18 protein-coding genes are annotated in these 26,231 nt (G+C 70.8%); 12 read left to right on the top strand and 6 right to left on the bottom strand.

The annotated features are described in order from the left end of the window. Positions 1 to 11: 11 nt before the first annotated feature. Complete coding sequence (locus tag EJ913_RS17790; RefSeq protein ID WP_211098980.1) at positions 12 to 1,298, bottom strand: extracellular solute-binding protein; 1,287 nt, start codon at positions 1,296 to 1,298, stop codon at positions 12 to 14. 204 nt (positions 1,299 to 1,502) lie between these two features. On the opposite strand from EJ913_RS17790, the gene EJ913_RS17785 reads away from it, so the two are divergent. From EJ913_RS17785 to EJ913_RS17745, 9 genes are all read left to right on the top strand, one after another. Continuing rightward, positions 1,503 to 2,735, top strand: coding sequence for an ROK family transcriptional regulator (locus EJ913_RS17785; RefSeq protein WP_127000285.1), 1,233 nt, complete (start codon positions 1,503 to 1,505; stop codon positions 2,733 to 2,735). 358 nt (positions 2,736 to 3,093) lie between these two features. Continuing rightward, on the top strand, positions 3,094 to 4,080 hold the full coding sequence (locus tag EJ913_RS17780) for a Bug family tripartite tricarboxylate transporter substrate binding protein (protein WP_127000283.1): 987 nt from the start codon (positions 3,094 to 3,096) through the stop codon (positions 4,078 to 4,080). A gap of 210 nt (positions 4,081 to 4,290) precedes the next feature. After that, complete coding sequence (locus tag EJ913_RS17775) at positions 4,291 to 5,277, top strand: Bug family tripartite tricarboxylate transporter substrate binding protein (protein WP_127000281.1); 987 nt, start codon at positions 4,291 to 4,293, stop codon at positions 5,275 to 5,277. Between the two features lie 79 nt (positions 5,278 to 5,356). Next, complete coding sequence (locus EJ913_RS17770; RefSeq protein WP_127000279.1) at positions 5,357 to 5,839, top strand: tripartite tricarboxylate transporter TctB family protein; 483 nt, start codon at positions 5,357 to 5,359, stop codon at positions 5,837 to 5,839. 102 nt (positions 5,840 to 5,941) lie between these two features. Continuing rightward, on the top strand, positions 5,942 to 7,495 hold the full coding sequence (locus tag EJ913_RS17765; protein ID WP_127000277.1) for a tripartite tricarboxylate transporter permease: 1,554 nt from the start codon (positions 5,942 to 5,944) through the stop codon (positions 7,493 to 7,495). A 40-nt stretch (positions 7,496 to 7,535) separates the two neighbouring features. Continuing rightward, positions 7,536 to 8,225 (top strand): TerC family protein, encoded by a 690-nt coding sequence (locus tag EJ913_RS17760; RefSeq protein ID WP_127000275.1) that lies wholly within the window; start codon positions 7,536 to 7,538, stop codon positions 8,223 to 8,225. Between the two features lie 3 nt (positions 8,226 to 8,228). Further along, complete coding sequence (locus EJ913_RS17755) at positions 8,229 to 9,122, top strand: universal stress protein (RefSeq protein ID WP_127000273.1); 894 nt, start codon at positions 8,229 to 8,231, stop codon at positions 9,120 to 9,122. Positions 9,123 to 9,154: 32 nt separating this feature from the next. Beyond that, positions 9,155 to 9,829, top strand: coding sequence for a response regulator transcription factor (locus EJ913_RS17750; protein WP_127000271.1), 675 nt, complete (start codon positions 9,155 to 9,157; stop codon positions 9,827 to 9,829). Beyond that, on the top strand, positions 9,801 to 12,443 hold the full coding sequence (locus EJ913_RS17745) for a sensor histidine kinase (protein WP_127000269.1): 2,643 nt from the start codon (positions 9,801 to 9,803) through the stop codon (positions 12,441 to 12,443). Before EJ913_RS17750 ends, EJ913_RS17745 begins: the two co-directional genes overlap by 29 nt. An 18-nt stretch (positions 12,444 to 12,461) precedes the next feature. On the opposite strand, the gene EJ913_RS17740 is transcribed toward EJ913_RS17745, so the two are convergent. Continuing rightward, entirely contained in the window at positions 12,462 to 12,908 is a 447-nt protein-coding gene (locus tag EJ913_RS17740) for an NUDIX hydrolase (RefSeq protein WP_127000267.1), read from the bottom strand. Positions 12,909 to 13,109: 201 nt separating this feature from the next. On the opposite strand from EJ913_RS17740, the gene EJ913_RS17735 reads away from it, so the two are divergent. After that, entirely contained in the window at positions 13,110 to 14,465 is a 1,356-nt protein-coding gene (locus EJ913_RS17735) for a solute carrier family 23 protein (protein WP_244939398.1), read from the top strand. Positions 14,466 to 14,528: 63 nt separating this feature from the next. On the opposite strand, the gene EJ913_RS17730 is transcribed toward EJ913_RS17735, so the two are convergent. The 3 genes from EJ913_RS17730 to EJ913_RS17720 form a co-directional block, all read right to left on the bottom strand. After that, a complete protein-coding gene (locus EJ913_RS17730; protein ID WP_127000265.1) occupies positions 14,529 to 18,056 on the bottom strand; it encodes an indolepyruvate ferredoxin oxidoreductase family protein in 3,528 nt (1,175 codons plus the stop codon). A gap of 161 nt (positions 18,057 to 18,217) precedes the next feature. Then, positions 18,218 to 19,570: a GH1 family beta-glucosidase gene (locus EJ913_RS17725; protein ID WP_127000263.1), complete on the bottom strand. Its 1,353-nt coding sequence runs from the start codon at positions 19,568 to 19,570 to the stop codon at positions 18,218 to 18,220. A gap of 421 nt (positions 19,571 to 19,991) precedes the next feature. Further along, on the bottom strand, positions 19,992 to 20,594 hold the full coding sequence (locus tag EJ913_RS17720; protein WP_127000261.1) for a superoxide dismutase: 603 nt from the start codon (positions 20,592 to 20,594) through the stop codon (positions 19,992 to 19,994). A gap of 99 nt (positions 20,595 to 20,693) precedes the next feature. On the opposite strand from EJ913_RS17720, the gene EJ913_RS17715 reads away from it, so the two are divergent. After that, the gene (locus EJ913_RS17715; RefSeq protein ID WP_127000259.1) at positions 20,694 to 21,359 is read left to right on the top strand and encodes a helix-turn-helix transcriptional regulator; all 666 of its coding nucleotides are present in this window, start codon (positions 20,694 to 20,696) and stop codon (positions 21,357 to 21,359) included. Positions 21,360 to 21,560: 201 nt separating this feature from the next. Continuing rightward, positions 21,561 to 22,781, top strand: a complete 1,221-nt coding sequence (locus EJ913_RS17710; RefSeq protein WP_127000257.1) for a DUF2252 family protein — start codon at positions 21,561 to 21,563, stop codon at positions 22,779 to 22,781. Positions 22,782 to 22,790: 9 nt separating this feature from the next. Here EJ913_RS17710 and EJ913_RS17705 read toward each other — a convergent pair whose 3' ends face one another. Next, positions 22,791 to 26,177, bottom strand: coding sequence for a DEAD/DEAH box helicase (locus EJ913_RS17705; RefSeq protein WP_127000255.1), 3,387 nt, complete (start codon positions 26,175 to 26,177; stop codon positions 22,791 to 22,793). Between the last annotated feature and the right edge of the window lie 54 nt (positions 26,178 to 26,231).

Raw genomic sequence — 26,231 nt, 5'->3', positions numbered from 1 at the left:
GTCCAGCCTCGTCACTTCTTGGTCACGCGGTCGATCAGCGCCTGCTCGGCCGTGGCGGCGGCGGCCACGGCGTCGGCCGGGCTCTGGCCCTGGAGCAGGACGCGGTTGACCATGTCCATGGTGATCTGCCGCTGCGCGGCCTCGTCCACGAACATGGTGGTGTGGGCGTTGGTCAGCCCGGCCAGGAAGGGGCCGTGGATCGGGTTGGCGAGGTTGGCGTCGGTCAGCGCCACGGCGCGGCGCGCCGGCAGCTCGCCCACCACCTTCAGCCAGACCTCCATCGCCTCGGGCGAGGAGAGGTAGGCGAGGAACTTGGCGGCGGCCGCCTTCTTCTCGCCCTCGGCCTTGGCGGTGATGGCGTTGGCGAAGTAGCTGGCGTAGTTGCTGCGCACGCCTTGCGCGTTGGCCGGCAGTTCGGCCACCCCCCACTCGAAGCCCTTGATGGCGGAGAAGGCGCCGAGGCGGAAGGTGCCGTCGATGGTGAAGGTCGCCTTGCCGGCCTTGAAGGCGGCCTGCGCCTCGTCCATGAAGCCGAGCTGGCCGACCTTCTGCTTGAGCTGGAGGTCGGTGTAGAAGGCGAGCGCCTTGGCCCCGGCCGCGTCGCCGTAGGTCACCTTGCGGTCGCCCTCGGCGTAGGGCGCGCCGCCGAACTGGCGCACCAGCACCTCGCGCCACCACTGGTGGTCCTGCCCGGCCATGTCCAGCGCGAAGCCCTCGGACGTGATGTTGCCGGCGCCGTCGCGTTTGACGGTCTTCTCCGCCATGGTCACGAGGTCGTCGAGGGTCTTGGGCGGCGTGTTCGGATCGAGCCCGGCGTCGGCCAGCAGCTTTTTGTTGTAGAACAGAGCCAGCGAGCGCACCGCCGTCGGCAGCCCGTAGTAATCCTCGCCGCGCTTCATCGCCGAGACGATGGGGAAGAAGTCGGCCTCGATGGCGGCGCCTGGGAAGACGTCCTTGGGCAACGGCTGGATCAGCTTGGCGGCGACGAAGCCGTCGAGCCAGCCGTAGAAGAGCTGGACCACGTCGGGACCGTTGCCGGCGGCGACGGCGGCCGAGACCTTGGTCTGGTAGTCGGCGTAGGGGAAGGTGGTCTGCTTGACCTTGATGTCGGGGTTGGCGGCCTGGAACTTGCCGATCAACTGGTCCATCGCCTTGACGCGGGTGTCGAAGATGTACTGCCAATACTCGATCTCGACGGCCCCGGCCTGTCCGGCGAGCGTCAGCCCGATTCCGAAGGCCGCACCGGCGAGGAGCTTTTTGGTGAAGGAATTTCCGGCAATCCGTTTCGACATCCGCATGCGTCACCTCCATCGGGGCCGGCGGCGCGAGGCCGGGCCTGCGAGCGTTGTTGGTTCACCCACGGTCGCTGCTGCCGCGCCGCTGACACAAAAGTGACCCAGCCCCGCCGACCCTGTCAATAAGATAACTAACTTGAGTTATTTATGAGACGACCGCATCCTCAGTCCCGGGCCGATGGCTCCGCACCACGCCGCGAGGACCTTATGACGCCGGCATCGCACGCCATCGGCAACAACCCCGGACGCAGCCGGTCGCACAACCGCCGGGTCGTCCTGGAGGCCGTCCGCCTGCATGGCCCGCTCGGCCGCACCGACATCGCGCGGATCGCCCACCTGACAGCGCAGGCGGTGTCCAACATCGTCGGCGAACTGCTGGCCGAGGGACTGCTGGTCGAGGACGGCCGGCGGCGCAGCGGGCGCGGGCAGCCGCCGATCCAATTCGCGGTCAACCCGGACGGCGGCGTGACGCTGGGCATCGAGATCGGCGCGCACCGCCTGACCACGCTGGCGGTCGATCTCGCCGGGCGGCTGCGCGCCCAGCGCGAGCGGTCCATCGCCGCCACCGATCCGGCCCATGTCCTGCCGCTCATCGCGGGCGAGGTCGCCGCCATCCGCGCCACCGACTCGATCCGCCGCTCGGCCCTGCTCGGGGTCGGCGTCGTCATGCCGGGGCCGTTCGGGGTGGACGGACTGATCCCCGGCGGGCCGACCACGCTGGGGGGCTGGGACGGGCTCGACCCGGCGGCGCTGATCGAGGCCGCGCTGGCGGAGGCGGAGTTGGGCGAGCCGGTGCTGCTCGGCAACGACGCCACCGCCGCCGCCGTGGGCGAGCGGCTGCACGGCGCGGCGCGGAGCCTGCGCAACTTCTGCCACCTCTATTTCGGCCAGGGGCTCGGGCTCGGCATCATGATCGACGGGCGGCCGTTCGGCGGGGCCTTCGGCAACGCCGGGGAGATCGGCCATGTCGTCGTCGAGGCCGGCGGCCGTTCCTGCGCCTGCGGCAACCGGGGCTGTCTGGAGCAGTACGCCTCCCTCCAGGCGCTGGAGGAGCGGTTGGCCGCCGCCGGGATCGCCGCCGTGGACAGCGACGCCATCGCCCGGCTGCACCGGGAGGGCCATCCGGTGGTGACGGCGTGGATCGCCGAGGCCGCCGCCCGGCTCGGCCCGCAGATCGTCACGCTGGAGAACCTGTTCGACCCCGAGGCCATCGTCTTCGGCGGCGTCCTTCCGGATGGCGTCATCGCCGCCCTGATCGCCGCGCTGGAGCCGCTGCCGACCTCCGTCGCCGGCCGGCGCCACCGGAACGTGCCGCGCGTGATCGCCGGCACCACCGGCCGTCTGACCGCCGCGCTGGGCGCCGCCGCCCTGCCGCTGCTGGAGACCATGACCCCGAAGCTCGACCGCACCCCGCCGCCGGAGGTGACGGCGGCCGGTTGATGCCTTTGGCTGGCAAGCAAGGCAACGGCTCGAAGCTTTTCTGATGGCGGACAAGCCCTCTCCCCTCGCGGGAGGGGGACGGCACGGGGATTGGCCGGATCGCGCTTGCCTTGCCGGGAAGCGCATCGCGGTTTGAGGAAAGCCATCGTTTCGGGTTCACGGTCGAATGGCGCCCAGCCGCGGCGTCGGCTTCGGCGAATTGGTGGTGATGTCCTCACGCGTCGTTATTTTTTACACGCGGCGCCACCGATTGACAGGTCCATGACAGGTTCGCCTGATAAACAATCAAGCAAGCAAAGCAACGCTCCCGGACATGCAGGCCGGCGAACGCGTGTGGAAAAGAGGCGGAGGAAACATCATGGCGGTTCGTAAATCCCTGACGGGCATCCTCGCGGCGGCTGCGCTCACCGCCGGAGCGCTCTTCGCCACGCCGGCACCGGCCCAAAACAAGACGGCCGAAATCAAGGGGATCGAGATCATCGCCCCGGCCAACGCGGGCGGCGGGTACGACCAGCACGCCCGCGCCATGCAGCAGGTCCTGCAGAACCATAAGCTGGCGTCCAACGTCCAAGTGATGAACATTCCAGGCGCGGGCGGCACCATCGGGCTCAGCCAGTTCGTGACGAGCAGGAAGCGCAACCCCAGCCTCATGATCAGCGGCTTGGGCATGGTGGGGGCGATCCTCATCAACAAATCGCCGGTGACGCTCGACCAGGTGACGCCGCTGGCCCGCCTGACCGGCGAGTACCAGCCCATCGTCGTGGCCGCCGATTCGCCGATCAGGACGCTCGACGATCTCATCGCGAAGTTCAAGGCCGATCCCGGTTCGGTCTCCTGGGGCGGCTTCGCGGTCGGCAGCCCGGACCACATCCTCTACGGGCTGATCGTCAAGGCCATCGGCGGCGACGTCGCCAAGATGAACTACATCGCCGCGGGCGCCGGCGGCGAGATGATGGCGTCCGTCCTGGGCGGCCACATCACGGTGGCCACCGGCGGCTACAACGAGCTGGCGTCGCAACTTCAGGCCGGCAAGCTGCGGGCGCTGGGCATCTCGGCGCCGCAACGGGTTCCCGGGGTGGACATCCCCACCTTCAAGGAGCAGGGCCTCGACGTGGAACTCGTCAACTGGCGCGCGGTGATGGCGCCCGGCAGTCTGAAGGCGGCGGACAAGCAGGCCCTCGACGAGGCGGTCGGCGCGATGGTCCGGACGGACGAGTGGAAGCAGATCGCCAAGGAGCGCGGCTGGATCGACCTCTACCTGCCGTCCGACCAGTTCACCGCCCTCCTGAAGGACGAGCGCGCGCGGATCGAGGGCCTCATCACGGAACTCGGCCTCGTGAAGTGACGGCTTGAAGCGACGGCCTGAAGTCACGGCGGCCGTGCCGGACGGGGTACCCCGTGAGGACTGTTTGCCGGCCGCCGCCGTTGAGCCGATGCTTCTTGACAGCATTCTGACAGGAAAGCCTTTGCCCGCCCTTTCGGCGGAGTGCCCGGCGCCTTTCGAACCCACCAGCACGGATCGCGCCGAACCATAACAAGACCAAGGAGGAATCGCATGCGCGTCCAGCCGTCGGGTTTCCGTTCCAACCTTCTCAAAGCCTCGCTCGCCGTCCTTCTCGCGGCCGGGGCGGTCGTCGCAGGCCCGGCGCTCGCCGAGGTCAAGGGGCTGGAGATCATCGCCCCCGCCAGCCCCGGCGGCGGCTGGGACCAGCACGCGCGCACGCTCCAGCAGGTGCTCCAGAACCAGAAGCTGGCCTCGGGCATCCAGGTCGCCAACATCCCCGGCGCCGGCGGCACCATCGGGCTGGCGCAGTTCGTCACCGCCAAGAAGCGCACGCCCGTGGTCCTCGTCGGCGGGCAGATCATGCTGGGCGCCATCGTCACCAACAAATCGGCGGTCACGCTCGACCAGGTGGCGCCGCTGGCGCGGCTGACCGGCGAGTACACCGCCATCGTCGTGCCGACGGACTCGCCGATCCGCTCCTTCGGCGACCTCCTCCAGAAATTCAAGGCCGACCCCGGCTCGGTGTCCTGGGGCGGCGGTTCGGCCGGCGGCAGCGACCAGATCCTGGCCGGGCTGATCGCCAAGGCCGTCGGCGTCGATCCCGCCAAGGTGAATTACGTCGCCACCGCCGGCGGGGGCGAGCTGCTGGCGTCGGCGCTGGGCGGCCACGTCACGCTGGGCATGGGCGGCTACAACGAATTCGCCCCGCAGTTCCAGGCCGGCAAGCTGCGCGCCATCGCGGTGTCGTCGCCGCAGCGCCTGCCCGGCACCGACACGCCGACGCTGAAGGAGCAGGGCGTCGATCTGGAATTCGTCAACTGGCGCGGCGTCTTCGCCCAGGCCAGCGCCAAGCCGGCGGAGCGCAAGGAGCTGGAGGAGGCGGTGGCCAAGGTCGTCGCCAGCGACGAATGGAAGGAGATCCTGAAGCAGCGGGGCTGGATCGACCAGTACCAGCCGGCCGACCAGTTCGGCGCCTTCCTGAAGGAGGAGCGTTCCCGCATCGAGGGAACGCTCAAGGAGATCGGGCTGGTGCAGTGACGGCGCCGCGCGGGCGCCCTTAGTACGGCGCGGCGCCCGCCGGCCACGGCAAAAGCGAAGAGAACACGGGAGGACACCGATGACCACTGGCCGCACCCTGCGGGTCGGGGAGGCTTTGCTCGGCGGCGGCCTGCTCGCCCTGGGAATCCTGATCGCCGTCGAGACGATGCTGACGCCGTCCACCGGCCGCAGCGTCGTCGGCCCGGCCCTCTTCCCCTACCTGGTCGCCGGCGGGCTGGTGCTGGTCGCGCTGTCGCTGCTGCGCGAGGCCGTCGCCGGTCCCGTCGCGCACCAGGGCGGGTTCGAGATGGACGGCGCGGCGGTGGCCTTCGTCGCCGGCGGGCTGGTCGCCCAGTTCCTGCTGATCGAGTTCCTCGGCTGGATCCCGTCCGCCACCCTGCTGTTCGTCGCGGTGGCGCGCGCCTTCGGCAGCCGGCGGCTTGCGCTCAACGCGTTGCTGGGGCTGGCGCTCGCCGGAGGGACCTTCCTGGTCTTCAACTACGGCCTCGACCTCAACCTGCCGTCCGGCAGCGTCGTCGAGTGGTTCGCGCCGGACGAATAGGCTTCCCCCTCCCCGGAGGACGCATCCGGGCGGAAAAGAAACGGGACGGAAACGCCCCTCGCGTGACCACGCGGCGGGTCTGCACGAAAGGCCATCACACCCATGGACACCCTCGCCGCGCTCGGCCACGGCTTCCTCGTGGCGCTCACGCCGTACAATCTCCTATGGTCGGCGATCGGCGTGACGGTGGGCACCGCCGTCGGCGTCCTTCCCGGCATCGGCCCGGCGCTGACCGTGGCCCTGCTGCTGCCGGTGACCTACCATCTGGAGCCGACCTCGGCCTTCATCATGTTCGCCGGCATCTATTACGGCGCCATGTACGGCGGCTCGACCACCTCGATCCTGCTGAACGCGCCGGGCGAATCCGGCAGCATCGTCACCGCCATCGACGGCCACGCCATGGCCCGCCAGGGGCGCGGCGCCCAGGCGCTGGCGACCGCCGCCATCGGCTCCTTCGTCGCCGGCACCATCGCCACCGTGGCGCTGACCTTCGTCGCCCCGCTGATGGTCAAGATGGCGCTGCTGTTCGGCCCGGCCGAGTATTTCGCGCTGATGGTGCTGGCGCTGACCACGGTCACCGCCGTGCTGGGCGATTCGCTGGCGCGCGGCCTGGGCAGCCTGTTCCTCGGGCTGGCGCTGGGCCTGGTCGGCATCGACATGCAGACCGGGCAGGCGCGGCTGGCCTTCGGCGTGCCGGAACTGCTGGACGGCATCGACACCGTGGTCGTCGCGGTCGGGCTGTTCGCCGTCGGCGAGACGCTCTACGTCGCCTCGCGCTTCCGCTTCGAGACCGAGGAGATCTACGCGCTCAAGGGCTCCAAATGGATGAGCCGGGAGGACTGGTCGCGCTCGTGGAAGCCGTGGCTGCGCGGCACGCTTCTGGGCTTCCCCATCGGCGCGCTGCCGGCGGGCGGCAGCGAGATCCCGACCTTCCTGTCCTACCTCGTCGAGAAGCGTCTGGCGAAGAGGCCGGAGGAGTTCGGCCACGGCGCCATCGAGGCCGTGGCCGGGCCGGAGGCCGCCAACAACGCGTCCGCCGCCGGGGTGCTGGCGCCGCTGCTGTCGCTCGGCCTGCCGACCTCCGCCACGGCGGCCATCATGCTGGCGGCCTTCCAGCAATACGGCCTGCAACCCGGCCCGACGCTGTTCGACAGCAACCCCGAGCTGGTCTGGGGCATGATCGCCAGCCTCTACATCGGCAACGTGCTGCTCCTGCTGCTCAACCTGCCGCTGGTCGGGCTGTGGGTGAAGCTGCTGCTCATCCCGCGCCCGTGGCTCTACGCCGGCATCCTGGTCTTCTCGACGCTGGGCGCCTACACGCTGAACAACAACGTCGTCGATCTGGTGATCCTGTGGGTCATCGGGCTGGTCGGCTTCGGCATGCGGGTGCTCAACGTCCCGGTGGCGCCCTGCGTGGTCGGGTTGATCCTCGGTCCGCTGGCCGAGCAGCAGTTCCGCCGGGCGCTGGCGATCAGCCAGGGCGACGCCAGCGTCTTCGTCACCCACCCGATCTCGGCGGCGCTGCTCGCCGTCGCCGTGCTTCTGGTCGCCGGGCCGATGGTGCTGCGCCACCGCCAGCGCATGGCGGAGAAGGCGGCGGAGAAGGCTGCCGCGAACAAGGCCGCCGGTCGTTCCGGCACCACCCCGGCGCTCTGATTCGATCATCGCAGAAGACTGACGCGCAAAGGACGGACGTATGGAAAGCCTCGATCTCTGGCCGCAGCTGGTCGCCCTGGGGAAGGTCGTCGCCATCGATCTGGTGCTGGCCGGCGACAACGCCATCGTGGTCGGCATGGCCGCCGCCGCGGTGCCGCTGGCCCAGCGCAGAAAGGTGATCTTCTGGGGCATCGCCGCGGCGATCGTGCTGCGCATCTTCTTCGCCCTCATCACCACCCAGCTTCTGGCGATCATCGGCCTGACGCTGGCCGGCGGCGTGCTGCTGCTGTGGGTGTGCTGGAAGATGTACCGCGAGCTGAGCACCCACGGCCGGGACGAGGTGGCGCCCGACGAGGCGCTCGAAGCGCCCGACGTTCCGGCGGCCGGCGGCGCGGGCGCCGTCGGCACCGGTGCCGCGGTCGCCGCCGGGGCCACCACGGTGGGCGCCGCGATCTGGCAGATCGTGGTGGCGGACGTGTCGATGTCGCTCGACAACGTGCTGGCGGTGGCCGGCGCCGCCAAGGACCACCCGACCATCCTGGTGATCGGGCTGGTCCTGTCGGTCGTGCTGATGGGGGCAGCCGCCAACATGATCGCCCACCTGCTGCACAAGCACCGCTGGATCGGCTGGGTCGGCCTGGCGATCATCACCTACGTCGCCCTCGACATGATCTGGCGCGGCAGCCGGGAAGTCCTCCAGCACACCGCGTGGCTGTTTCAGGGAGCCTGACCGATGAAGAAAATCCTCGTGCCCCTCACCGGGCGCCCGCTGGACCGCCGCGCGGTGGCCGCCGCCTTCCTGGTCGCCGAACGGTTCGCCGCCCATGTCGAGGGGCTCAGCGTCATGCCGCAGGTCGAGATCCGCAGCTCGGTCGAAAGCGCGGCCATTCCCAAGGCGCTGGCCGAACAGCTCATCCGCATCGGGCAGGCCGAGCAGAGCGCGGTGGTCGACGGGGCGCACCGGCTGTTCGACGAGTTCCGCGCGCGCCACGGCGGCCTCCAAAGCGACGCGGCGCCCGATGCGAAGCCGGATCCCGCCGGCAAACCGGGAGGAGGCGGGCTGTCGGCGTCCTGGCGGCAGGCGACCGGCCCGCTGGCGGAAACCGTCGCCGACGAGGCCCGGCTGGCCGACCTCGTCGTCATCGCCCAGGCGTCCGACGGCACCAACGCCATGGGGCCGGTGATCGAGGCGGCGCTGTTCGGCTCCGGCCGGCCGCTGCTGCTCGCCCCCCTGCCGGAGCCGGCCTCGGTCGGCACCGCCGTCGCGGTCGCGTGGGACGGCGGCTCGGCGGCGGCGCGCGCGGTCGCCATGGCTCTGCCCTTCCTGCACCGGGCGGACAAGGTGGTCATCCTCTCCACCGGCTCGGCCGATCCGGGCCGGGTGGCCGATCCGGAGCGGCTCGGCCGCTATCTGGCCCTGCACGGCGTCGCCGCCGTCCAGCACCGCATGGCGGTCTCCGGCCAGGCGGTCAGCCGGGCGCTGCTGGACGACGCCCGGGACCTCGGCTGCGACCTGCTGGTGATGGGCGCCTACGGCCACAGCCGCGTCCGCGAGCGGGTGTGGGGCGGCGTCACGCTCGACATGCTGCGCGAGCCGTCCGGCCTGCCGATCCTGATGGCCCATTGACGCGCGGGCGCCACGGCACGGAGGGATGACCCATGCGCATTCTCGTGGTCGAGGACACAGAGGATCTGGCCGACGCCATCGTCCACCGGTTGCGCAAGCTGGGTTACGCCGTGGACTGGGTGGCGAGCGGCGACGAGGCGGAGGAGTTGCTGGTGCAGGCGCAATACCAGCTCGTCCTGCTCGACATCATGCTGCCGGGCCTGGACGGGCAGGCGGTGCTGACCCGCCTGCGCCGGCGCCGCAACGCCACCCCGGTGCTGATGATGACCGCCCGCTCGCAGGTGGACGTGAAGATCGACCTGCTGGACCTCGGGGCCGACGACTTCATCGTCAAGCCCTTCGACCTGCGCGAGCTGGAGGCGCGCTGCCGGGCGCTGCTGCGCCGGTCGCACGGCATGGTGTCGTCGCGCGTGGAGTTCGGGAATCTCGTCTTCGACGCGGCGGCGAAGAAGGTGCTGGTGGACGGCCGTCCGGTCGATCTCGGCGGCCGCGAGTTCCGGCTGCTCGAACTGTTCCTCGCCAACCTCGGCGCCGTCATGGCGAAGGAGGAGCTGATGGACCGCCTGTTCAGCCTGGACCAGCCGACCGCGCTGAACGCGATCGAGTTGTATGTGTCGCGTCTCCGGCGCAAGATGCAGGGATCGTCCCTGGAGCTGCGCACCGTCCGTGGGTTGGGTTATGTGGCCGACATCCGCTCGGCCGATTGAAGGCTATTCGCTGCGCCGGCGTCTGTTCGTCCGGCTGTTCGGCGTGCTGGCGGCGCTGACCGGCGGCCTGTTCCTGTTCGTCGACGCCTACGCGCAGCGCGCCGCCGACGCCGCCTTCGACCGCCTGCTGCTGGCCTCCGCCCTGGCCATCGCCGACACGGTGCGCGTCCAGGATGGCCGGGTTCTCGTCGATCTGCCCTATTCGTCCCTCAGCATCCTCGCCCAGGGCGGGCGGGACCGGCTGTTCTACCGCATCACCGCGCCGGACGGGACGCCGATCACCGGCTACGACGACCTTCCGGTGACGGGCAAGGCGGGGGGCAAGGCGGATCAGGGGGAGGATCAGGGGGCGGGGCAGGGAGCGGTGCCCGGCTTCCGGAACGCCATCTACCGGAACGAGCCCGTCCGCGTCGCCACGCTCGGCCGTTTCGTGGCGCAACCGGGTTCGGCCGGCTGGGTGACGATCGCCGTCGCCCAGACGCGCGAGGAGCGGCACGCGCTGGCCCGCGACATCCTCGCCAACGCCTTCCTGCCGATCGCCTTCGCCATGCTGGCCGGGGCCGGGCTGATCTGGATCGGGGTCCGGCAGGCACTGGCCCCGCTCGGGTCGCTGGAGCGCATCATCCGCGAACGGCGCGCGCACGACCTCTCCCCCATCGCCATGCCGCCGCCCCAGGAGGTGTCGCAGCTGGTCCACGCCATCAACCAGCTGATGGAGCGGCTGAAGGCCAACCTGGACACCATGCAGACCTTCCTGGCCGACGCGGCGCACCAGATCCGCACGCCGCTCGCCAGCCTGCGCCTCCAGGCCGAGCTGGCGGCGGAGGAGGAGGATCCCGCCGCGCTGCGCCGCATCGCCCAGCGCGTCCACCGCAACGCCGTGGACGCCAGCCAGCTGACCAGCCAGCTTCTCAACCACGCCATGGTGATGCACAGGAGCGAGGCGCTGAAGCCCGAGCCGGTCGATCTCGGCGCCTTGCTGCAGCAGGTGATCCAGCGGGCCGAGGCCGTCGCCGGGGAGACGCCGATCCGCCTGGAGATCGACCACGCGCTGGAGCCGGCGGTGGTTCCCGGCGACGCCATCAGCCTGCGCGAGGCCCTGACCAACCTGATCGACAACGCGGTCAAATACGCCGGCGCCGCCGGTGCCATCGACGTGTCCCTGACGCGGCGGCCCGGCGACCGGGGGCTGCGGCTCGACGTCGCCGACCATGGACCCGGCGTCCCGGATGCGGAAAAGCGGGGGGTGCTGGCGCGCTTCGGCCGGGGCAGCTCGGCGTCCGGCGTGGCCGGCAGCGGGCTTGGGCTGGCCATCGTCCATTCCGTGACGGAGGCGCACGGCGCCGCCCTGGCCCTGCTCGACCGGCCCGGCGGCGGGCTGATCGCGCGGATCGATTTTCCGCCCTCCTCCTTTGGCAAGGAAGCCTCGGATGCCTTGGCCGGCCCCTTGAGCGGTTCGCCCCTGGGCGGTTCCCCCCTGAGCGGTTCCCCCCTGAGCGGTTCCTTGGGCGGCGGACGCACCCTGCCGCTGGCCATCGCCCTGCTCGTTCTGGTCTGGCCGCTGTTCTGGTCGCCTTGGGCATCGGCGGCGCAGACGATCACCTACTCCGCGCCCGGCACCGAAGGCGACCGGCTGCGCATTCATGCGGCCACCGACCGAGAGGCCATGGAACCGCTGGTTCTGGATTTTCAGCGGCTCCATCCGGATGTCACGGTCGAATATGTGGAGATGGGGACGGCCGAACTCTACACCCACGCCGTGAACGGCGATGCCCAACCCATGAGCGGCGGCGGGGACGGGCGGCCGGACCTGCTGATCAGTTCGGCGGCGGACCTCCAGGTGAAGCTGGTCAACGACGGCCACACACAGCCCCACACGCCGGCCGGCGAGGAGCTGGTGCCGGCTTGGGCCAACTGGCGGAACGAGGCCTTCGGCTTCACGTTCGAGCCGGCGGTGATCGCCTACGACCGCAACCGGCTGTCGGAGGACGAGGTGCCGCGCACGCGCGACGCGCTGATCCGGCTCCTGCGCGAGGATCCGGCGCGTTACGACCGGCGGATCGCCACCTATGACGTGACCAGCAGCGGGATCGGCCATCTGCTGGCCGCCCACGACGCCCATCTGTTCAGCCAGTTCTGGCAGCTCGTGGCGATGATGGGCAGCGTCCAGGTGCGGCTGGCCTGCTGCACCGCCGACATCCTCGACATGGTGGAGCGGGGCGAGGTTCTGATCGGCTACAACGTGCTGGGTTCCTATGCGCGGGCGCGTGCGGCGGCGGGGGCGCCCATCGGCATCGTGATGCCCGAGGATTACACCCTGGTCATCTCGCGGGTGGCCGTGATCCCGAAATCGGCGTCCCGTCCGCAGATGGCCGGCCGGTTCATCGATTACCTGCTCTCCACGCGGGGGCAGCAGGCGGTCGCGGCTCGTTTCGCTCTCCAGGCCATTCCCTCCTCGGTCGAGAGGGAGGCCAACCCACCGACGCTGCGCTCCGCCAGCATGGCGGCTCCGTTGCAGCCCATCGCCCTCAGCCCGGCCTTGCTGGTTTTCCTCGACCCCTTGAAGCGCGAACGTTTCTTGCAGCAATGGCGATCGGCCATCCAGTTGCCGTGATCGCGGGCCCGGTTCCGGTCAGGACGCGTCCGGGGCTGCCGAAGCCGCGGGGCGGCCCAGGTCCAGAAGCAGCGGGACCAGCCCGGATTCGCTGATGGAGGCCACGGCCTGCTCCGGAGGCATCCAGCAGCGGTCGCGCTCGGACCGCTCCGGCCACTCCACCAGTTCTTCCCGGACGTCCAGCAGATAGACGATGACTTCGCACTCCACGGTACGGTCCGCCGCCAGACGTTTGTGGTAACGGTACGAGCCGGCCGGATGCTTGCTGACCTTGCCGCGGATGCCCGCTTCCTCGAACGCCTCCCGGGCCGCCATGTCGCGTGGCTTGACCCGCTTCTCGGCCCAGCCCTTCGGAATGATCCAACGCCGCGTTTCCCGCGACGTGATCAGAAGCACCTCGAGGCGGTTCGCCAGGAACCGGTAGGGCAAGGCGGCGTATTGGGTGCGGAGTTTCTCTGTGCTCATCGATCCTATTTCGTTCGCCACACCGGCCACTTCAATCTATTTGGCGTCTGGGCCGTTTAACGTTTGACCGGCTTCATGGCGGCGGCACCCTCCCAAACCCGGCATTGGCCGGGCCGCATCGGGCGGTCGGCCTCGCAAGCGGTGCCGACACGTTGACGGTGCCTGCGTTTTCCGGGCAATTTCCCCGGCAACAAGGGCACCTTGACCCTCACAGCTTCGGACAGAACCTTCATGGCTGATTTTTTCCCGCGCTGGTCGCTTGCGGCAGGCCCCGTCGTCCAGCCGGATGAGCGGCTTCCCTGGGGCTCGACCGTGACACTCGGCATCCAGCATCTCGTTGCCATGTCCGGTTCGACCATCCTTGGACCGCTCTTGATGGGGTTCGATCCAAACCTCGCGATTCTGTTTTCCGGCATCGGCACGCTGCTGTTCCTCGTGCTCACCGCCGGACGCGTGCCGAGCTATCTCGGCTCCTCCTTTTCGTTCATCGCCGTGGTGATCGCCGTGACGGGATACGGCGGCCAGGGCCCCAACCCGAACATCGGACCGGCGCTGGGCGGCATCATCGCGGCCGGCGTGCTCTACACGCTCATCGGCCTGCTCGTGACCTACACCAGCACCGGCTGGATCGAGCGTCTGATGCCGCCGGCCGTGACCGGAGCGGTGGGGGCCGCGATCGGCCTCAATCTGTCGCCGGTCGCCGTCAAGGGGATCGAAGGGACGGGGCCACACACCCTCGTGGCGTTGTTCACGCTGCTCGCCACGGCTCTCATCGCGGTCTACGCGCCGCTCGCCATCCGGCGGCTCTCGATCCTTGCCGGCATCGCGGCCGGGTACGCCTTCTATCTCGTCCTGGCGAACGGGTTCGGTCTCCTGCCGCCCGTGAGCTTCGCGGAGCTGGCCGCCGCCCCCTGGTTCGGCATGCCGGCGTTCCACACGCCGACGTTCGAGCCCGCGGCCATGGCCCTCGTCGCCCCCATCGCCTTCATCCTCGTCGCCGAGAACCTCGGCCACATCAAGGCCATCGGCGCCATGACCGGGCGCAACCTGGACCGCTTCATCGGCCGCGGCTTCATCGGCGACGGTCTGGCGACGATCGTCTCGGGAAGCGGCGGCGGCACGGGGGTGACGACCTATGTCGAGAACATGGGGGTGATGGCCGTCACGCGCGTCTTCTCGACGCTCATCTTCGTCATCGCCGCGGTCGCCGCGATCTTTCTCGGCTTCTCGCCGAAGTTCGGCGCCCTGCTGCGGACGATCCCGGCCCCGGTGCTGGGCGGGCTCGCGACCATCGTCTTCGGCCTGATCGCCGCGGCGATGGTCCGTCTGTGGGTCGACAACCGCGTCGACTTCTCCGATCCGCGCAACCTCATCACGGTCGGCGTGACGCTGGTGCTTGGTGCCGGCAACTTCACCGTCTCGGCCGGCGGGTTCTCCATCGGCGGGATCGGCACGGCGACGATCGCCGCGCTTGCCCTCTACCAGCTTCTCGGAATCGGGCGGCCGCGCGAGGAGCCCCTGACGGCGCCTCAAGCCGCGCCCTCGACGCTTCATTGACCTGAAACAGGCCGCGCCACGCCGGGATTGGGCCTTCCCAATCCCGCTTGGGCGCCGGCCTTGTCAGGCCGCCATCGGACGAACGCTCCGCAACCGCTCCTCCAGCGCCCGCCAGCGCGGCTCGACCGCTTCCACCGCGCGCCGCTTGACCGGGCCGAAGCCGCGAATCTCCTGGGGCAAGGCGGCCAGTTCGATGGCGATTCCCAGTTTCTCCGCCGACAGGGTCTCGACGATGCCCGCCACCGTCGCCTCGTAGCGGGCGATCAGGGCGCGCTCCATCCGGCGTTCGGCCGTGTGGCCGAAGGGATCCAGCGCGGTGCCCCGCAGCCGCTTCAGCGCCGCCAGCCCTCGGAAGACCGGCAGGATCCAGCCGCCGAGCGCCATCTTGCGCGGCTCGCCCGCCGCGTTGAGCCCGCGCGCCAGCAGCGGCGGGGCAAGGTGGAAGACCGGTTTCCAGTCGCCCTCGAACCGCTCCTCCAGGCTGCGGCGGAAAGCCGGGTCGCTGTGCAGGCGGGCCACCTCGTACTCGTCCTTGTAGGCCATCAGCGCGAAGGCGCTGCGCGCCACCGCCTCGGCCAGCGCGGTCGAGCCGGGGGACACCCGCGCCTCCGCCGCTTTGGCGCGTTCGACCAAGGCGCGGTAGCGGTCGGCGTAGGCGCGGTCCTGGTAGTCGGCGAGGAAGGCGATCCGTCGCTCGACGATGGTGGAGAGTTCGGTGGCGGGCGCCTCCTCCGCGCCCAGCCCCGCCAGCGCGTCGGGCCGGTGCGCGGCCAGCCGGCCGAAGGCGAAGGCGCGCCGGTTGGCGGCGGCCCCGGTGCCGTTCAGGTCGATGGCGCGCTCCAGCGCCTCCAGCCCGACCGGCAGCAGTCCTTTCTGGAAGGCGAAGCCCAGCAGGAAGACGTTGGCGAGGATGCCGTCGCCGAACAGGGCGGTGACCGCGCGGTTCGCGTCCACCGTCTCGACCCGGTCGTCCCCGGCGGCGCGGCGCAGGCCCCGCAGCAGGGCGCCGGAATCGGGCAGGGCCGAGGCGTCGCGGGTGAAGGCCCCGGTCGGCGTCACATGGGCGTTGGCGACCACCCACGTCCGCCCCCGCGCCACCGTGCGCAGCGCGTCGGGCGAGGCCGCGACCACCGTGTCGCAGGCCAGCACGAGCTGCGCACGGTCGGGATCGATGCGCGCCTGGTTCAGCCGCGCCGCGTCGCGCGCCACCCGCAGGAAGCTGTAGACCGCGCCGCCCTTCTGCGCGAATCCCATGAAGTCCAGCACCGAGGCCGCCTTGCCCTCCAGATGCGCGGCCATGGCGAGCAGGGCGCCGATGGTGACGACCCCGGTGCCGCCGACGCCGACGATCAGAATTTCCGAGGGCAGGATCTCCGTCGGATCCTCGGCGACGGCGCGCAGCGGGTGGGGCAGGGCGGCCAGCGCCTCGGCGAAGCGCGCCTCCACCGTCGCCGGGTCGGGCTTGCGCAAGGTCCCTCCCATCACCGAGACGAAGCTGGGGCAGAAACCCTCGACGCAGGAATAATCCTTGTTGCAGCTCGATTGCTCGATCCGGCGCTTCAGGCCGAACTCGGTCGGCTTGGGCTGCACCGACAGGCAATTGGACTTGCGGCCGCAGTCGCCGCAGCCCTCGCAGACCAGATCGTTGATCACCACCCGGCGGGCCGGGTCGGGCAGGGTGCCGCGCTTGCGGCGCCGCCGCTTCTCGGCGGCGCAGGTCTGCTCGTAGACGAGCGCGGTGACGCCGGGGAGGTCGCGCAACTCGCGTTGCACGGCGTCGAGGTCGTCGCGGTGGTGCACCGTGGTGAAGGGGGCGAGACCGGCGCAGGTGCCGTATTTGTCCGGCGCGTCGCTGACCACGGCGATGCGGGCGACGCCCTCGGCGTTCAACTGCCGGGTGATGGCCTCGACCGAGATCGGGCCGTCCACCGGCTGGCCGCCGGTCATGGCGACGGCGTCGTTGAACAGGATCTTGTAGGTGATGTTGACCCCGGCGGCCACCGCCTGCCGGATCGCCAGGATGCCGGAATGGAAATAGGTGCCCTCGCCCAGGTTCTGGAACATGTGCGGGCGGGTGGAGAAGGGGGCCTGACCGACCCAGGCCACGCCCTCGCCGCCCATCTGGCTGAGGCCGCCGGTCGAGCGGTCCATCCAGGAGGCCATGAAGTGGCAGCCGATCCCGGCCATCGCCTTGCTGCCCTCGGGCACGCGGGTGGAGGTGTTGTGCGGGCAGCCGGAGCAGAAATAGGGCGTGCGCACCGCGTTCGCCATTGCCGCCGGGGCGGATGGAGGCTCGGCCGGGAGCAGCCCCGCCAGCCGGTCGGACAGGTCGCGCTCGGGAAAGCGGTGGCGGATGCGTTCCACCAGCGCGCGGGCGACGATCCAGGGGCGCAGTTCCCCGGTGGCGGGCAGCAGCGGGGCGCCCAGCTCGTCGGTCTTGCCGACCAGGGCGCGCGGGCGCTCGCCGTTGGGAAGATGGTAGAGCAGGGCCTTCAACTGGTCCTCGACGACCGGGGCCTTCTCCTCGACGACCAGGATCTCCTCGGCGCCGCGCGCATAGGCCAGGATGCCGTCGGGCTCCAGCGGCCAGGACAGCCCGATCTTGTGGACCGACAGCCCGATCTCCGCCGCCTCGCGCGCGCCGATGCCGAGCAGCCGCAACGCCTCCATCAGGTCGAGATGCGCCTTGCCGGTGGTGACGATGCGCAGCCAGCCGGCCCCCTCGCCCGAACGGTGGCCAAGCACGGTGCGGTCGATGCGGTTGACGCGGGCGAAGGCCTTCACCGCCGCGATCTTGGCGGCGAGCCGCTCCTCGATCCGCAGGCTGGGCAGGTCGGGCCAGCGCTGGTGCAGCCCCCCCGGCGGGGGTGTGAACGCCACCGGAAGGAAGGCGGCGTCCAGTGGCGGCAATTGGACGGTGGCGGCGCTCTCCACGCTCTCCGAGATCGCCTTGAAGCCGACCCAGCAACCGGAAAAGCGCGACAACGCGTAGCCGTAGAGGCCGAAGTCGAGATACTCGCGCACGCCCGCCGGGTTCAGCACCGGCATCGACCACGCGATCATGGCGAGGTCGCTCTGGTGCGGCATGCTGGACGACACGCAGCCATGGTCGTCGCCGGCCACCGCCAGCACCCCGCCATGCGCCGAGGTGCCGTAGGCGTTGGCGTGCCGCAATGCATCGCCGGCGCGGTCCACCCCCGGCCCCTTGCCGTACCACAGGCCGAAGACGCCCTGGACCGTCGCCTCTCCCGACGCCTCGACCTGCTGGCTGCCCATCACGGCGGTGGCGCCGAGATCCTCGTTGATGCCGGGGACGAAGGTGATGGCGTGGCGGTCGAGCCGCGCGCGGGCCTGCCACAGCGCCTGATCCAGCCCGCCCAGCGGCGAGCCGCGATAACCGCTGACGAAGCCGGCGGTGTTCAGCCCCGCCCGCCGGTCGCGTTCGGCTTGGAGCAGCAGCAGCCGGACCAGCGCCTGGGTGCCGGACAGGTAGACCTGGCCCTCCGCCCGGTCGTAGCGGTCCTCCAGCCGGTAGGTCCCGTCGATTCCGGCGGGATCCTCGAAGAGGCGGTTGCTCGGCATGCCGTCCATGGCGCGTTTCCCGGTTCCTGCATCTTGAACCGAGTGTGCGCCGTCCGGCCGCGAATGGTTTTGCGCGTTGGAGAAACAGCGACGCTATTTTTGGAAGGACCGTGCGGGATTTTAAAAATTCCGCAAAAATCATGCGCGATCCCGCGTGCTGTGCAAAAAACCTACCCCTGTTCGCTGGACTGACGGATCAAATCCGCGTACCAGCGGGCGCTGTCCTTGGGGATGCGGGCCTGGGTTTCGAAATCGACGCGGACGATGCCGAACCGTGTGCCGTAGCCGCCGCCCCATTCGAAATTGTCCAGCAGCGACCAGACGAAATAACCGCGCACATCGGCCCCGGCGGCGAGCGCGTCGGCCATGGCGGCGGTGTAATCGCGCAGATAGGTCACGCGGGCCGTGTCGGCGACCCGCCCCTCGGCGTCCGGCGTCTCGGCGGCCTTGGTGCCGAAGCCGTTCTCGGTGACGTAGATCGGCAGGCGGTAACGCCGGGTCAGGTCGAGCAGCGTGTCGCGGAAGCAGCCGGGGTCGTAGGGCCAGCCGATGTCGGTCCGCGCCATCTCCGGCGGGGGCGAGCCGAAGCCGAAGCCCCAGATCAGGCTGTCGTCGCGACGGCCGTAGACCGGGGCGTAGTGGTTCAGCCCGAACCAGTCGAGCGGGCGGGCGATGCGCGCCATGTCGCCCGGTTTCACGAAGGGCTCGATGGCCTGGGCGATGCGCGGCGGGTAATGGGCGCGCAGCTGAGGGTCGGGGAAGGCCCAGTTCCAATGCTCGTCGAACAGGGCGGCGGCTTCGACGTCCTCCGGACGGTCGGATTCGGGGCGCATCGGCTGCACGCTGTGGACCGCGCCGATGGAGGCGCCCGGCACGAGAGCCCGGATCGTGTCCACCCCGGCGCCATGGGCGAGGTTGACGTGGTGGATGACCGCCAGATGCGTCGCCCGGTCGGCGATGCTGGGCGCCCCCCAGCCGAAGGCGTAGCCGAACAGGGTGAAGACCGAGAACTCGTTGAAGGTCGCCCAGCGCTTGACCCGGTCGCCGTAGCGCCGGGCGCAGAGGGCCGCGTAATCGGCGAACCAGCCGGCGCTGTCGCGGTTCGCCCAGCCGCCCAGATCCTGCAACGCCTGCGGCAGGTCCCAGTGGTAGAGGCACAGCCACGGCTCGATCCCGGCCTCCAGCAACCGGTCGACGAGCCGGTCGTAGAAGTCCAGCCCCTTCTCGTTCGGCACGCCCCGCCCGCGCGGCAGCACGCGCGGCCAGGACACCGAGAAGCGGTAGGCCTCCAGCCCGAGGTCCCGCATCAGGGCCACGTCGTCCGGCATGCGGTGGTAGTGGTCGCAGGCGACGTCGCCGCTGTCGCCGTTGTCGACGCGGCCCTTCAGCCGGCAGAAGCTGTCCCAGACGCTGGGCGCCCGCCCGTCGGCCTCGGCCGCGCCCTCGATCTGGTAGGCGGAGGTCGAGGCCCCCCACAGGAAGTCTTTTGGAAAGGGGGGCGGAAAGACGGGGGCGTCGGCCATGCTGCGGTTCCGGCGGAAGGGGCTTGCCGTCAGCCTACCCGCATCCGCGCGGCGAGGAAGAGGCGAATTGCCGCCCGCATCGCGTTTGCCGATCATGAAGGTCTTTTCGAGAGCAGCGTCCGCGCGTTTTTCTCCGGACGCCATCCAAACCAATTCACAAACGCGGAGCGTGGCGGCCGGGCTGGAGCGCAGGGGCATCACCGCTGGAACGATCGAGACGGGAGCGGCGCCGACGAGACCGGCAGCGATCTCTGGTCCGGCCGTGCGATCCCGGTGTGGCGTCGAGCGGCGAGCGTCACGTTCAGGTCTCGTCGAAGGGCCTGCCACTGTTTGCAAGCCGTGTCCGCGCGGGATCGGCGCAAAAAGCAAAACGCCGGCCAAAGTGTGGCCGGCGTCGTCGCGCGGATGAGTGTACGGAGCGTCAGCCCAGATTGGCTTCGGCGAACTCGTAATTGGCCAGATTGTCGAGGAAGTTGGTCACGTAGTCGGGGCGGCGATTGCGGAAGTCGAGGTAGTAGGCGTGCTCCCACACGTCGAGGCCGAGCAGCGGCTTGCCCTCGTTGGACGCCACCGGGTTGGAGCCGTTCGGGGTCTTGGTGACCTTCAGGCGGCCGTCGCTGCCCTGCACCAGCCAAGCCCAGCCCGAACCGAACTGCGTCGTCGCGGCGGTCTTGAAGGCGTCCTTGAAGGCTTCGACCGAGCCGAAATCGGCGACGATGCGCTCCTGGAGCTTGGTCGGCAGCTTGCCGCCGGTGGGGGACAGGGCGTTCCAGAAGTGGATGTGGTTCCAGTGCTGGCCGGCGTTGTTGAAGACCGGGGCCAGGGCGTCCTTGCCGTAGGAGAAGGCGATGATCTCTTCGAGCGATTTGCCCTGGAGATCGGGGTTCTTCTCGACGAAGCCGTTGAGGGCGGTCACGTAGGCCTGGTGGTGCTTGCCGTGGTGCAGCTCCAGCGTCTCCTGGCACATGCCGCGCTCAGCCAGCGCGTTGGAGGAGTACGACAGGGCGGGCAGTTCGAAAGCCATTTTACGGATCCTCTTTGGTGAGTGTGCCGAGGCGCTTGTGTCTCGCCGTCAGGTTGGCTATTTTCCAAGCTGGGACTTTATAAATCGAGCTTCGGGGATATGTCAAACGCCGACTTGGAAAATACCTCCTCTTCCTCGCGCGGCTCCGCCGACCGCATTCTGATGGCGCTCAAGACGCAAGGCCCCCTGTCGTCGGCGGCGCTCGGCAAGCAACTGGGCATCACGGGCGAGGCCGCGCGCCAACAGCTTCTGCGCCTGGGGGAACAGGATCTGGTCGCGGCGACGAGCGAGGCCAAGGGGGTGGGCCGCCCACGGCAGCTGTGGCGGCTGACGCCGGCCGCCCAGGCGCGCTTTCCGGACACCCACGCGAGTCTGGCGGCGCAGGTGCTGGAGATCGTCCGCACCCACATGGGCCAAGCGGCGATCGAGACGATCATCGGCGTTCGCGAGGCCGAGACGCGCGCCACCTATGGAAGGAAGCTTGCGGACAAGACGGAGCTGTCCGCAAGGGGCGCGGCGCTCGCGGCGCTCCGCTCGGACGAAGGCTACATGGCGGACTGGCGCAAGGAGCCCGACGGTTCCTTCCTGCTGGTGGAGAACCACTGTCCCATCCGCGTGGCCGCCACCGCCTGCGCGGGCTTCTGCCGTGCGGAACTCGACGTGTTCCGCGCCGTGTTCGGGCCATCGGTCTCGATTGCGCGGACCGAGCACATCATCGACGGCGGTCGCCGCTGCGCCTACGCCATTCGGCAGAATCCGGCTTAGCCCGCTCATGGATCATGATCCCGGTCTTTGCTCGGCGCGGATGCGGATGGCGGTCGAGGCCGGCCGCGCACAGCCAGCCGCCGCTGTGGCCGCCCCCCTCGACGGGGGGATCATCCGGAATGGTCCTCGGCGGTCGCTTTCTCCGATGGCCGCGAGCGGCGGCGCTTCCCACCTGACGCACCGCAACATTGGACATCCGCGATGCCGTCATCCAAGTCCCACGTCGTTCCGCCCGACCAACGCCAAGCGGCCCTTGCCCAGCGGCGCAATCTGAAAATGGCCCAGTCCGCCCACGCCTATGTGCGCGGCAGCACCGTGAAGTTCTACGAATGGCTGGAGGCCTCGGCCGCTGGCGGGAAAATCCCCGATGGGCCGCCGGTGTGGATCTGCGGCGACTGCCACGTCGGCAACCTCGGGCCTGTGGCCAACGCCAAGGGGCGCATCGGCATCCAGATCCGCGACGTCGACCAGACCGTGATCGGCAACCCGGCGCACGACCTGATCCGGCTGGGCCTGTCGCTGGCCACGGCGGCGCGCGGCTCGGACCTTCCCGGCGTCACCACCGCGCGGATGCTGGAGCGGATGATCGAAGGCTACATGATGGCGCTGGACGCGGAGCTTGGCGGCGCCACGGTCGCCAAGAAGCCCTCGGTGGTGCGCATCGGCATGCGCGAGGCCATCGGCCGGACCTGGAAGCATCTGGCCAAAGACCGCATCAAGGACGTGCGGCCGACGATTCCGCTCGGCAAGCGTTTCTGGCCCCTCACCGAGGAGGAGCGCGCGGCGGTCGAGGAGCTGTTCAAGAAGGACCAGGTGCGGCGTCTGGTGACCGCCCTGCATTTGCGCGACGACAACGACCGGATCGAGCTGCTCGACGCCGCCTATTGGGTGAAGGGGTGCAGCTCGTTGGGGCGCATCCGCATCGCCGTGCTGCTGAGCGTCGGCGACGGCCATTACCACGAGGGCGGCCTCAGCCTGATCGACATCAAGGAGGCGGTGCAGGCGGCGGCCCCGCGCGCGCCCAAGACCCCGATCCCGCGCGACAACGCGGAGCGGGTGGTGGTGGGCGCGCAGAACCTCTCGCCCAACCTCGGCGACCGCATGCGCCCGGCCCGGCTGCTGGACAAGGCGGTCTTCCTGCGCGAGCTGCTGCCCCAGGACATCAAGCTGGACTTCGACCATCTGACGCGCGAGGAGGCGACGCGCGCCGCCTTCTTCCTGGCCGCCGTCATCGGCAAGGCGCACGCCCGCCAGATGGACGAGGAGACCCGCAAATCCTGGCGCGGCGAGCTCGGCCGCAACCGCACCAAGAGCCTGGACGCACCGTCCTGGCTGTGGTCGAGCATCGTGGACCTGATCGTCGGCCACGAGGCCGCGTACCTGGAGCATTGCCGCCGCTACGCCGAGCGGAACGACCGCTGACGCGCGGCGTCACTTCCGGGATGGCGCCGTCTTGATCCTCCGGCCGGCGTTCACGTTCGCCTCGACGGCGTCGAGGCAGCGGGCGGCGTTGGCGAGGAGGGCGTCGGCGTCCGGCGCCTCCAGAGCGGCGGTCACCCGGTCCTCGCGCGCCTGGAGCAGCCCGGCGGATTGTTTGGCGATCCGCGCGCCGCGCTCCGCCGCCCGTTCGCCGCGCAGGGTCAGCGCCACCCCCGCCGGCCCGGCGCCGAGCGCGGCGACGCCGAGCCGCCGGCAGCGGCAGCGCAGGGTGGCGACGGCGAGCAGCCGCTCCACCTCCTCCGGCAGCGTCCCGAAGCGGTCCTCCATCTCCTCGCGCAGGGCGTCGACGTCGGCGGCGTCGCGCATGCGGGCGATCCGGCGGTGCAGGCCGATGCGCAGCTCCGGTTCCGGGATGTAGGCGGCGGGGATGGTCTGCGGCACGGCCACGGTCACGTCCGGCGTCCAGCCCTCGTCCGGCTCGCGGCGCAAGCGCCGCAACGCGTCGGCGAGGATGCGCTGGTACAGCTCCGTTCCCACGGCGCGTCGGTGGCCGGTCTGGTCGGTCCCAAGCGGATCGCCGCCGCCCCGCTGGTCGAGGTCGAGCAGGCTCAGCACGAAGCCGCCGCCCAGGCTCTCGATCAGCTCCAGCGAGCCGAGCCGGCGGGCGGCGCGCTCCTCCAGCGGGTGGTCGGGGTCGGTCATCAGCCAGGCGTAGCCCTGGACCGCCCCGCGCCCCACCCGGCCGCGCAGCTGGTGCAGCTGGCCCAGCCCGAACAGATCGGGACGGAACAGCAGCAGCGTGTTGGCGCGCGGGATGTCGATGCCGGATTCGATGATCGGCGTCGCCAGCAGCACGTCGCTTTCGCCGTCCACGAAGCCCATGACGGCGTCGTCCAGCGCCTGCGGCCCGAGCCGCCCATGCGCCACGGCGATGCTCAGGCCGGGCGCCAGCGCGCGAATCCAGTCCTCCAGCGGCTTGAGGTCGGCGATTCGCGGGACGACGCAGAAGGACTGCCCGCCGCGCGCCCGTTCGCGCAGCAGGGCGGCGCGCGCGACGTCCGGGTCGCGCGGGAGCACGGCGGTGCGCACCGGCCGGCGGCGGGCCGGGGGCGTGTCGATGACGCTGAGGCCGCGCGTGCCGGCCAGGGCGTCCTGGAGCGTGCGCGGGATCGGCGTCGCGCTGAGGGCCAGGGCGTGCACCCCCTTGGTGCGGCGGCGCAGCGCCCGCTTCTGCTCGGCGCCGAAGCGCTGCTCCTCGTCCACCACCATCAGGCCGAGCCGGTGGAAGACGGCCTCCTTGGACAGCAGCGCGTGGGTGCCGACGACGATCTGGACGGAGCCGTCGGCCATCCCGGCGCGGACCCGCGCCGCTTCCGCCTCGTCCATGGCGCCGGTCAACGGCTCCACCGTCACGCCCAAGCCGGCGAAGCGGCGGCGGAAGACCTCCAGATGCTGGCGGGCGAGCACGGAGGTCGGCGCCATCACCGCCACTTGGAAGCCGGAGAAGGCGACGGCCGCCGCCGCCCGCAAGGCGATCTCCGTCTTGCCGTAGCCGACGTCGGCGCAGACGAGGTGGTCCATCGGCCACCCCCTGGCCATGGAGCCGATCACGGCGGCGGCGGCGCGGGCCTGGCCTTCCGTCAGGTCGAAGCCGAACCGCGCGGCGAAGCGGCGCATGCGGTCGGCGGGCGGGACGATGACCGGCGCCTTCTCCCGCGAGCGGCGGCGGGCGGCGGCGAGGAGCGCCTTGGCGGTGTCGGCGATCTCGCGCTCCAGCTCGGCGCGGCGGTCCAGCCAGGAGGCGTTCTTGAGGCTGTCGAGCTTGGCCCCGGTGTCGCTCGACCCGTGGCGCCACAGGCGGTCGAGATCGGCGGCGGGAACCAGCAGCCGGTCGTCGTGGGCGTAGTCGAGCACCAGGAAATCGGCGGTCTCGTCCCCCCTTTCGATGGTTTCCAGCCCGACCAGCCGGCCGATGCCGTAATCGAGGTGCACCACGAAGTCGCCGGTCGCCAGCTCCGACGGGGCGAGCGGCGTGCGGACCGGGGCGTCGGCGGCGCTTTCCGCCCTGCGCTGGGGCGGCACCAGCACGGTGACGCCGTCGCACGCGAACCCTTCCGCCACCCGCAGGGGCAGGACGGCGCAGGCGCCCGCCGGCAGGGTGTCGCCGGGCCAGCGGTCGAGGCAAGGCACGTCGACGCCCAGCGCCTTGGCGGCCAGTCCGGCCAGCCGTTCCGCCTCCGCGCCGCCGCCCGCCGCGATCAGCACGCGCGCGCCCTCGGCGACGAGGGCGGCGGCGCGGCGGAACAGCGTGCGCTCCGACCGCACGGGTTCGGCGGGCTTTTCCGGTGGCGCGGCCTCGACGGTGGTGACGGCGCGGCCGGCCAGCATCGCCTCGAGGGTGTCCACGTCGATCAGCCGGCGTTCGGGCGGCGGGGTGGGCAGCGGCCCGCCGTCGGTGCGGCGGAGCTGCCGGTCGAAGCGGGCCTCCAGCAGATCCTCGGCGCGCGCCTCGATGCGGTCGCGGGCGCCCTGGTCCAACAGGATCACGGCGTCCGGCGCGTGGTCGAGCAGCAGCGGACAGTCCTCGAAGGCGTTCGGCAGCTGACGGTCGAAGGCGTAGGGGCGGCGGCCCGCCTCCAACTCCGCGCGGAGCTCGTCGGCAAGGGTGCCGCCGCGTTCGGCGAGGCTTGCGGCCAGACGGTCGAGCGTCGCGGCGTCGGTGACGATCTCGCTGACCGGGTGCAGGGTGACGGAATCGACGGTCCCGGTGGAGCGCTGGGTCACCGGGTCGTAGAGCCGCAGCTCGACGACGACGCCCTCGGCGATCTCGCAGCGCACCGGCCGGTCGCCGTCGCCGGGGAAGACCTCCACCACCGCGCCGCGGATCGCGACCTCGCCCGGTTCGTCCACCCGGTCGTCCAGCACGTAGCCGGCGCGGGCGAATCCGGCGCGCCATGCCTCCTCGTCCACCGTCATGCCGCGCTCGATGCGCAGGATTCCGTTCGCCCAGGAGCCGGCCGGCGGCAGCCGCTGCAGGGCCAGATCGGCCGAGGCGACGATCAGCCGCCCGCCGCCGGGCGTCCGCGCCAGCGCCGCCAGCCCGGCGACGCGCCGCCCCAGCACGGCGCGCGACGACGGCGCCCGGTCCCCGGCGGCGGCCTCGTCGACCGGAAGCAGCACCACGTCGAGGTCCGGCGCCAGATCGCCGGCGGCCCGCGCCAGACGCGCGGCGCGGGTGTCGCTGCGCGCCAGGAACAGGGCGCCGCCGGGCCGCCGGGCGAACGCCACCAGCCGCACCGCCAGCTCCCCCTCGCTGAGGACCGTCAGGGCATCGCCGGGCTGCGCCACGCGCGATGGGGAAGGGGTGCCGTCGAACATCGTGTCGTCGCTCCGGTCATGTCGGCTGGGCGCGCCCAAGGGCGCTGCCGACAA

Source organism: Azospirillum doebereinerae, from assembly GCF_003989665.1.
In the GTDB taxonomy this organism is placed as follows: Bacteria; Pseudomonadota; Alphaproteobacteria; order Azospirillales; family Azospirillaceae; genus Azospirillum; species Azospirillum doebereinerae.
The sequence above is the reverse complement of the archived record's forward strand: the minus strand, read 5'-3'. Positions and strand labels throughout refer to the sequence as shown.

Bases quoted from the DNA above. Each gene is read 5' to 3' on its own strand.
- EJ913_RS17790 (WP_211098980.1), bottom strand. From the start codon at position 1,298: ATGCGGATGTCGAAACGGATTGCCGGAAATTCCTTCACCAAAAAGCTC.
- EJ913_RS17785 (WP_127000285.1), top strand. From the start codon at position 1,503: ATGACGCCGGCATCGCACGCCATCGGCAACAACCCCGGACGCAGCCGG.
- EJ913_RS17780 (WP_127000283.1), top strand. From the start codon at position 3,094: ATGGCGGTTCGTAAATCCCTGACGGGCATCCTCGCGGCGGCTGCGCTC.
- EJ913_RS17775 (WP_127000281.1), top strand. From the start codon at position 4,291: ATGCGCGTCCAGCCGTCGGGTTTCCGTTCCAACCTTCTCAAAGCCTCG.
- EJ913_RS17770 (WP_127000279.1), top strand. From the start codon at position 5,357: ATGACCACTGGCCGCACCCTGCGGGTCGGGGAGGCTTTGCTCGGCGGC.
- EJ913_RS17765 (WP_127000277.1), top strand. From the start codon at position 5,942: ATGGACACCCTCGCCGCGCTCGGCCACGGCTTCCTCGTGGCGCTCACG.
- EJ913_RS17760 (WP_127000275.1), top strand. From the start codon at position 7,536: ATGGAAAGCCTCGATCTCTGGCCGCAGCTGGTCGCCCTGGGGAAGGTC.
- EJ913_RS17755 (WP_127000273.1), top strand. From the start codon at position 8,229: ATGAAGAAAATCCTCGTGCCCCTCACCGGGCGCCCGCTGGACCGCCGC.
- EJ913_RS17750 (WP_127000271.1), top strand. From the start codon at position 9,155: ATGCGCATTCTCGTGGTCGAGGACACAGAGGATCTGGCCGACGCCATC.
- EJ913_RS17745 (WP_127000269.1), top strand. From the start codon at position 9,801: ATGTGGCCGACATCCGCTCGGCCGATTGAAGGCTATTCGCTGCGCCGG.
- EJ913_RS17740 (WP_127000267.1), bottom strand. From the start codon at position 12,908: ATGAGCACAGAGAAACTCCGCACCCAATACGCCGCCTTGCCCTACCGG.
- EJ913_RS17730 (WP_127000265.1), bottom strand. From the start codon at position 18,056: ATGGACGGCATGCCGAGCAACCGCCTCTTCGAGGATCCCGCCGGAATC.
- EJ913_RS17725 (WP_127000263.1), bottom strand. From the start codon at position 19,570: ATGGCCGACGCCCCCGTCTTTCCGCCCCCCTTTCCAAAAGACTTCCTG.
- EJ913_RS17720 (WP_127000261.1), bottom strand. From the start codon at position 20,594: ATGGCTTTCGAACTGCCCGCCCTGTCGTACTCCTCCAACGCGCTGGCT.
- EJ913_RS17715 (WP_127000259.1), top strand. From the start codon at position 20,694: ATGTCAAACGCCGACTTGGAAAATACCTCCTCTTCCTCGCGCGGCTCC.
- EJ913_RS17710 (WP_127000257.1), top strand. From the start codon at position 21,561: ATGCCGTCATCCAAGTCCCACGTCGTTCCGCCCGACCAACGCCAAGCG.
- EJ913_RS17705 (WP_127000255.1), bottom strand. From the start codon at position 26,177: ATGTTCGACGGCACCCCTTCCCCATCGCGCGTGGCGCAGCCCGGCGAT.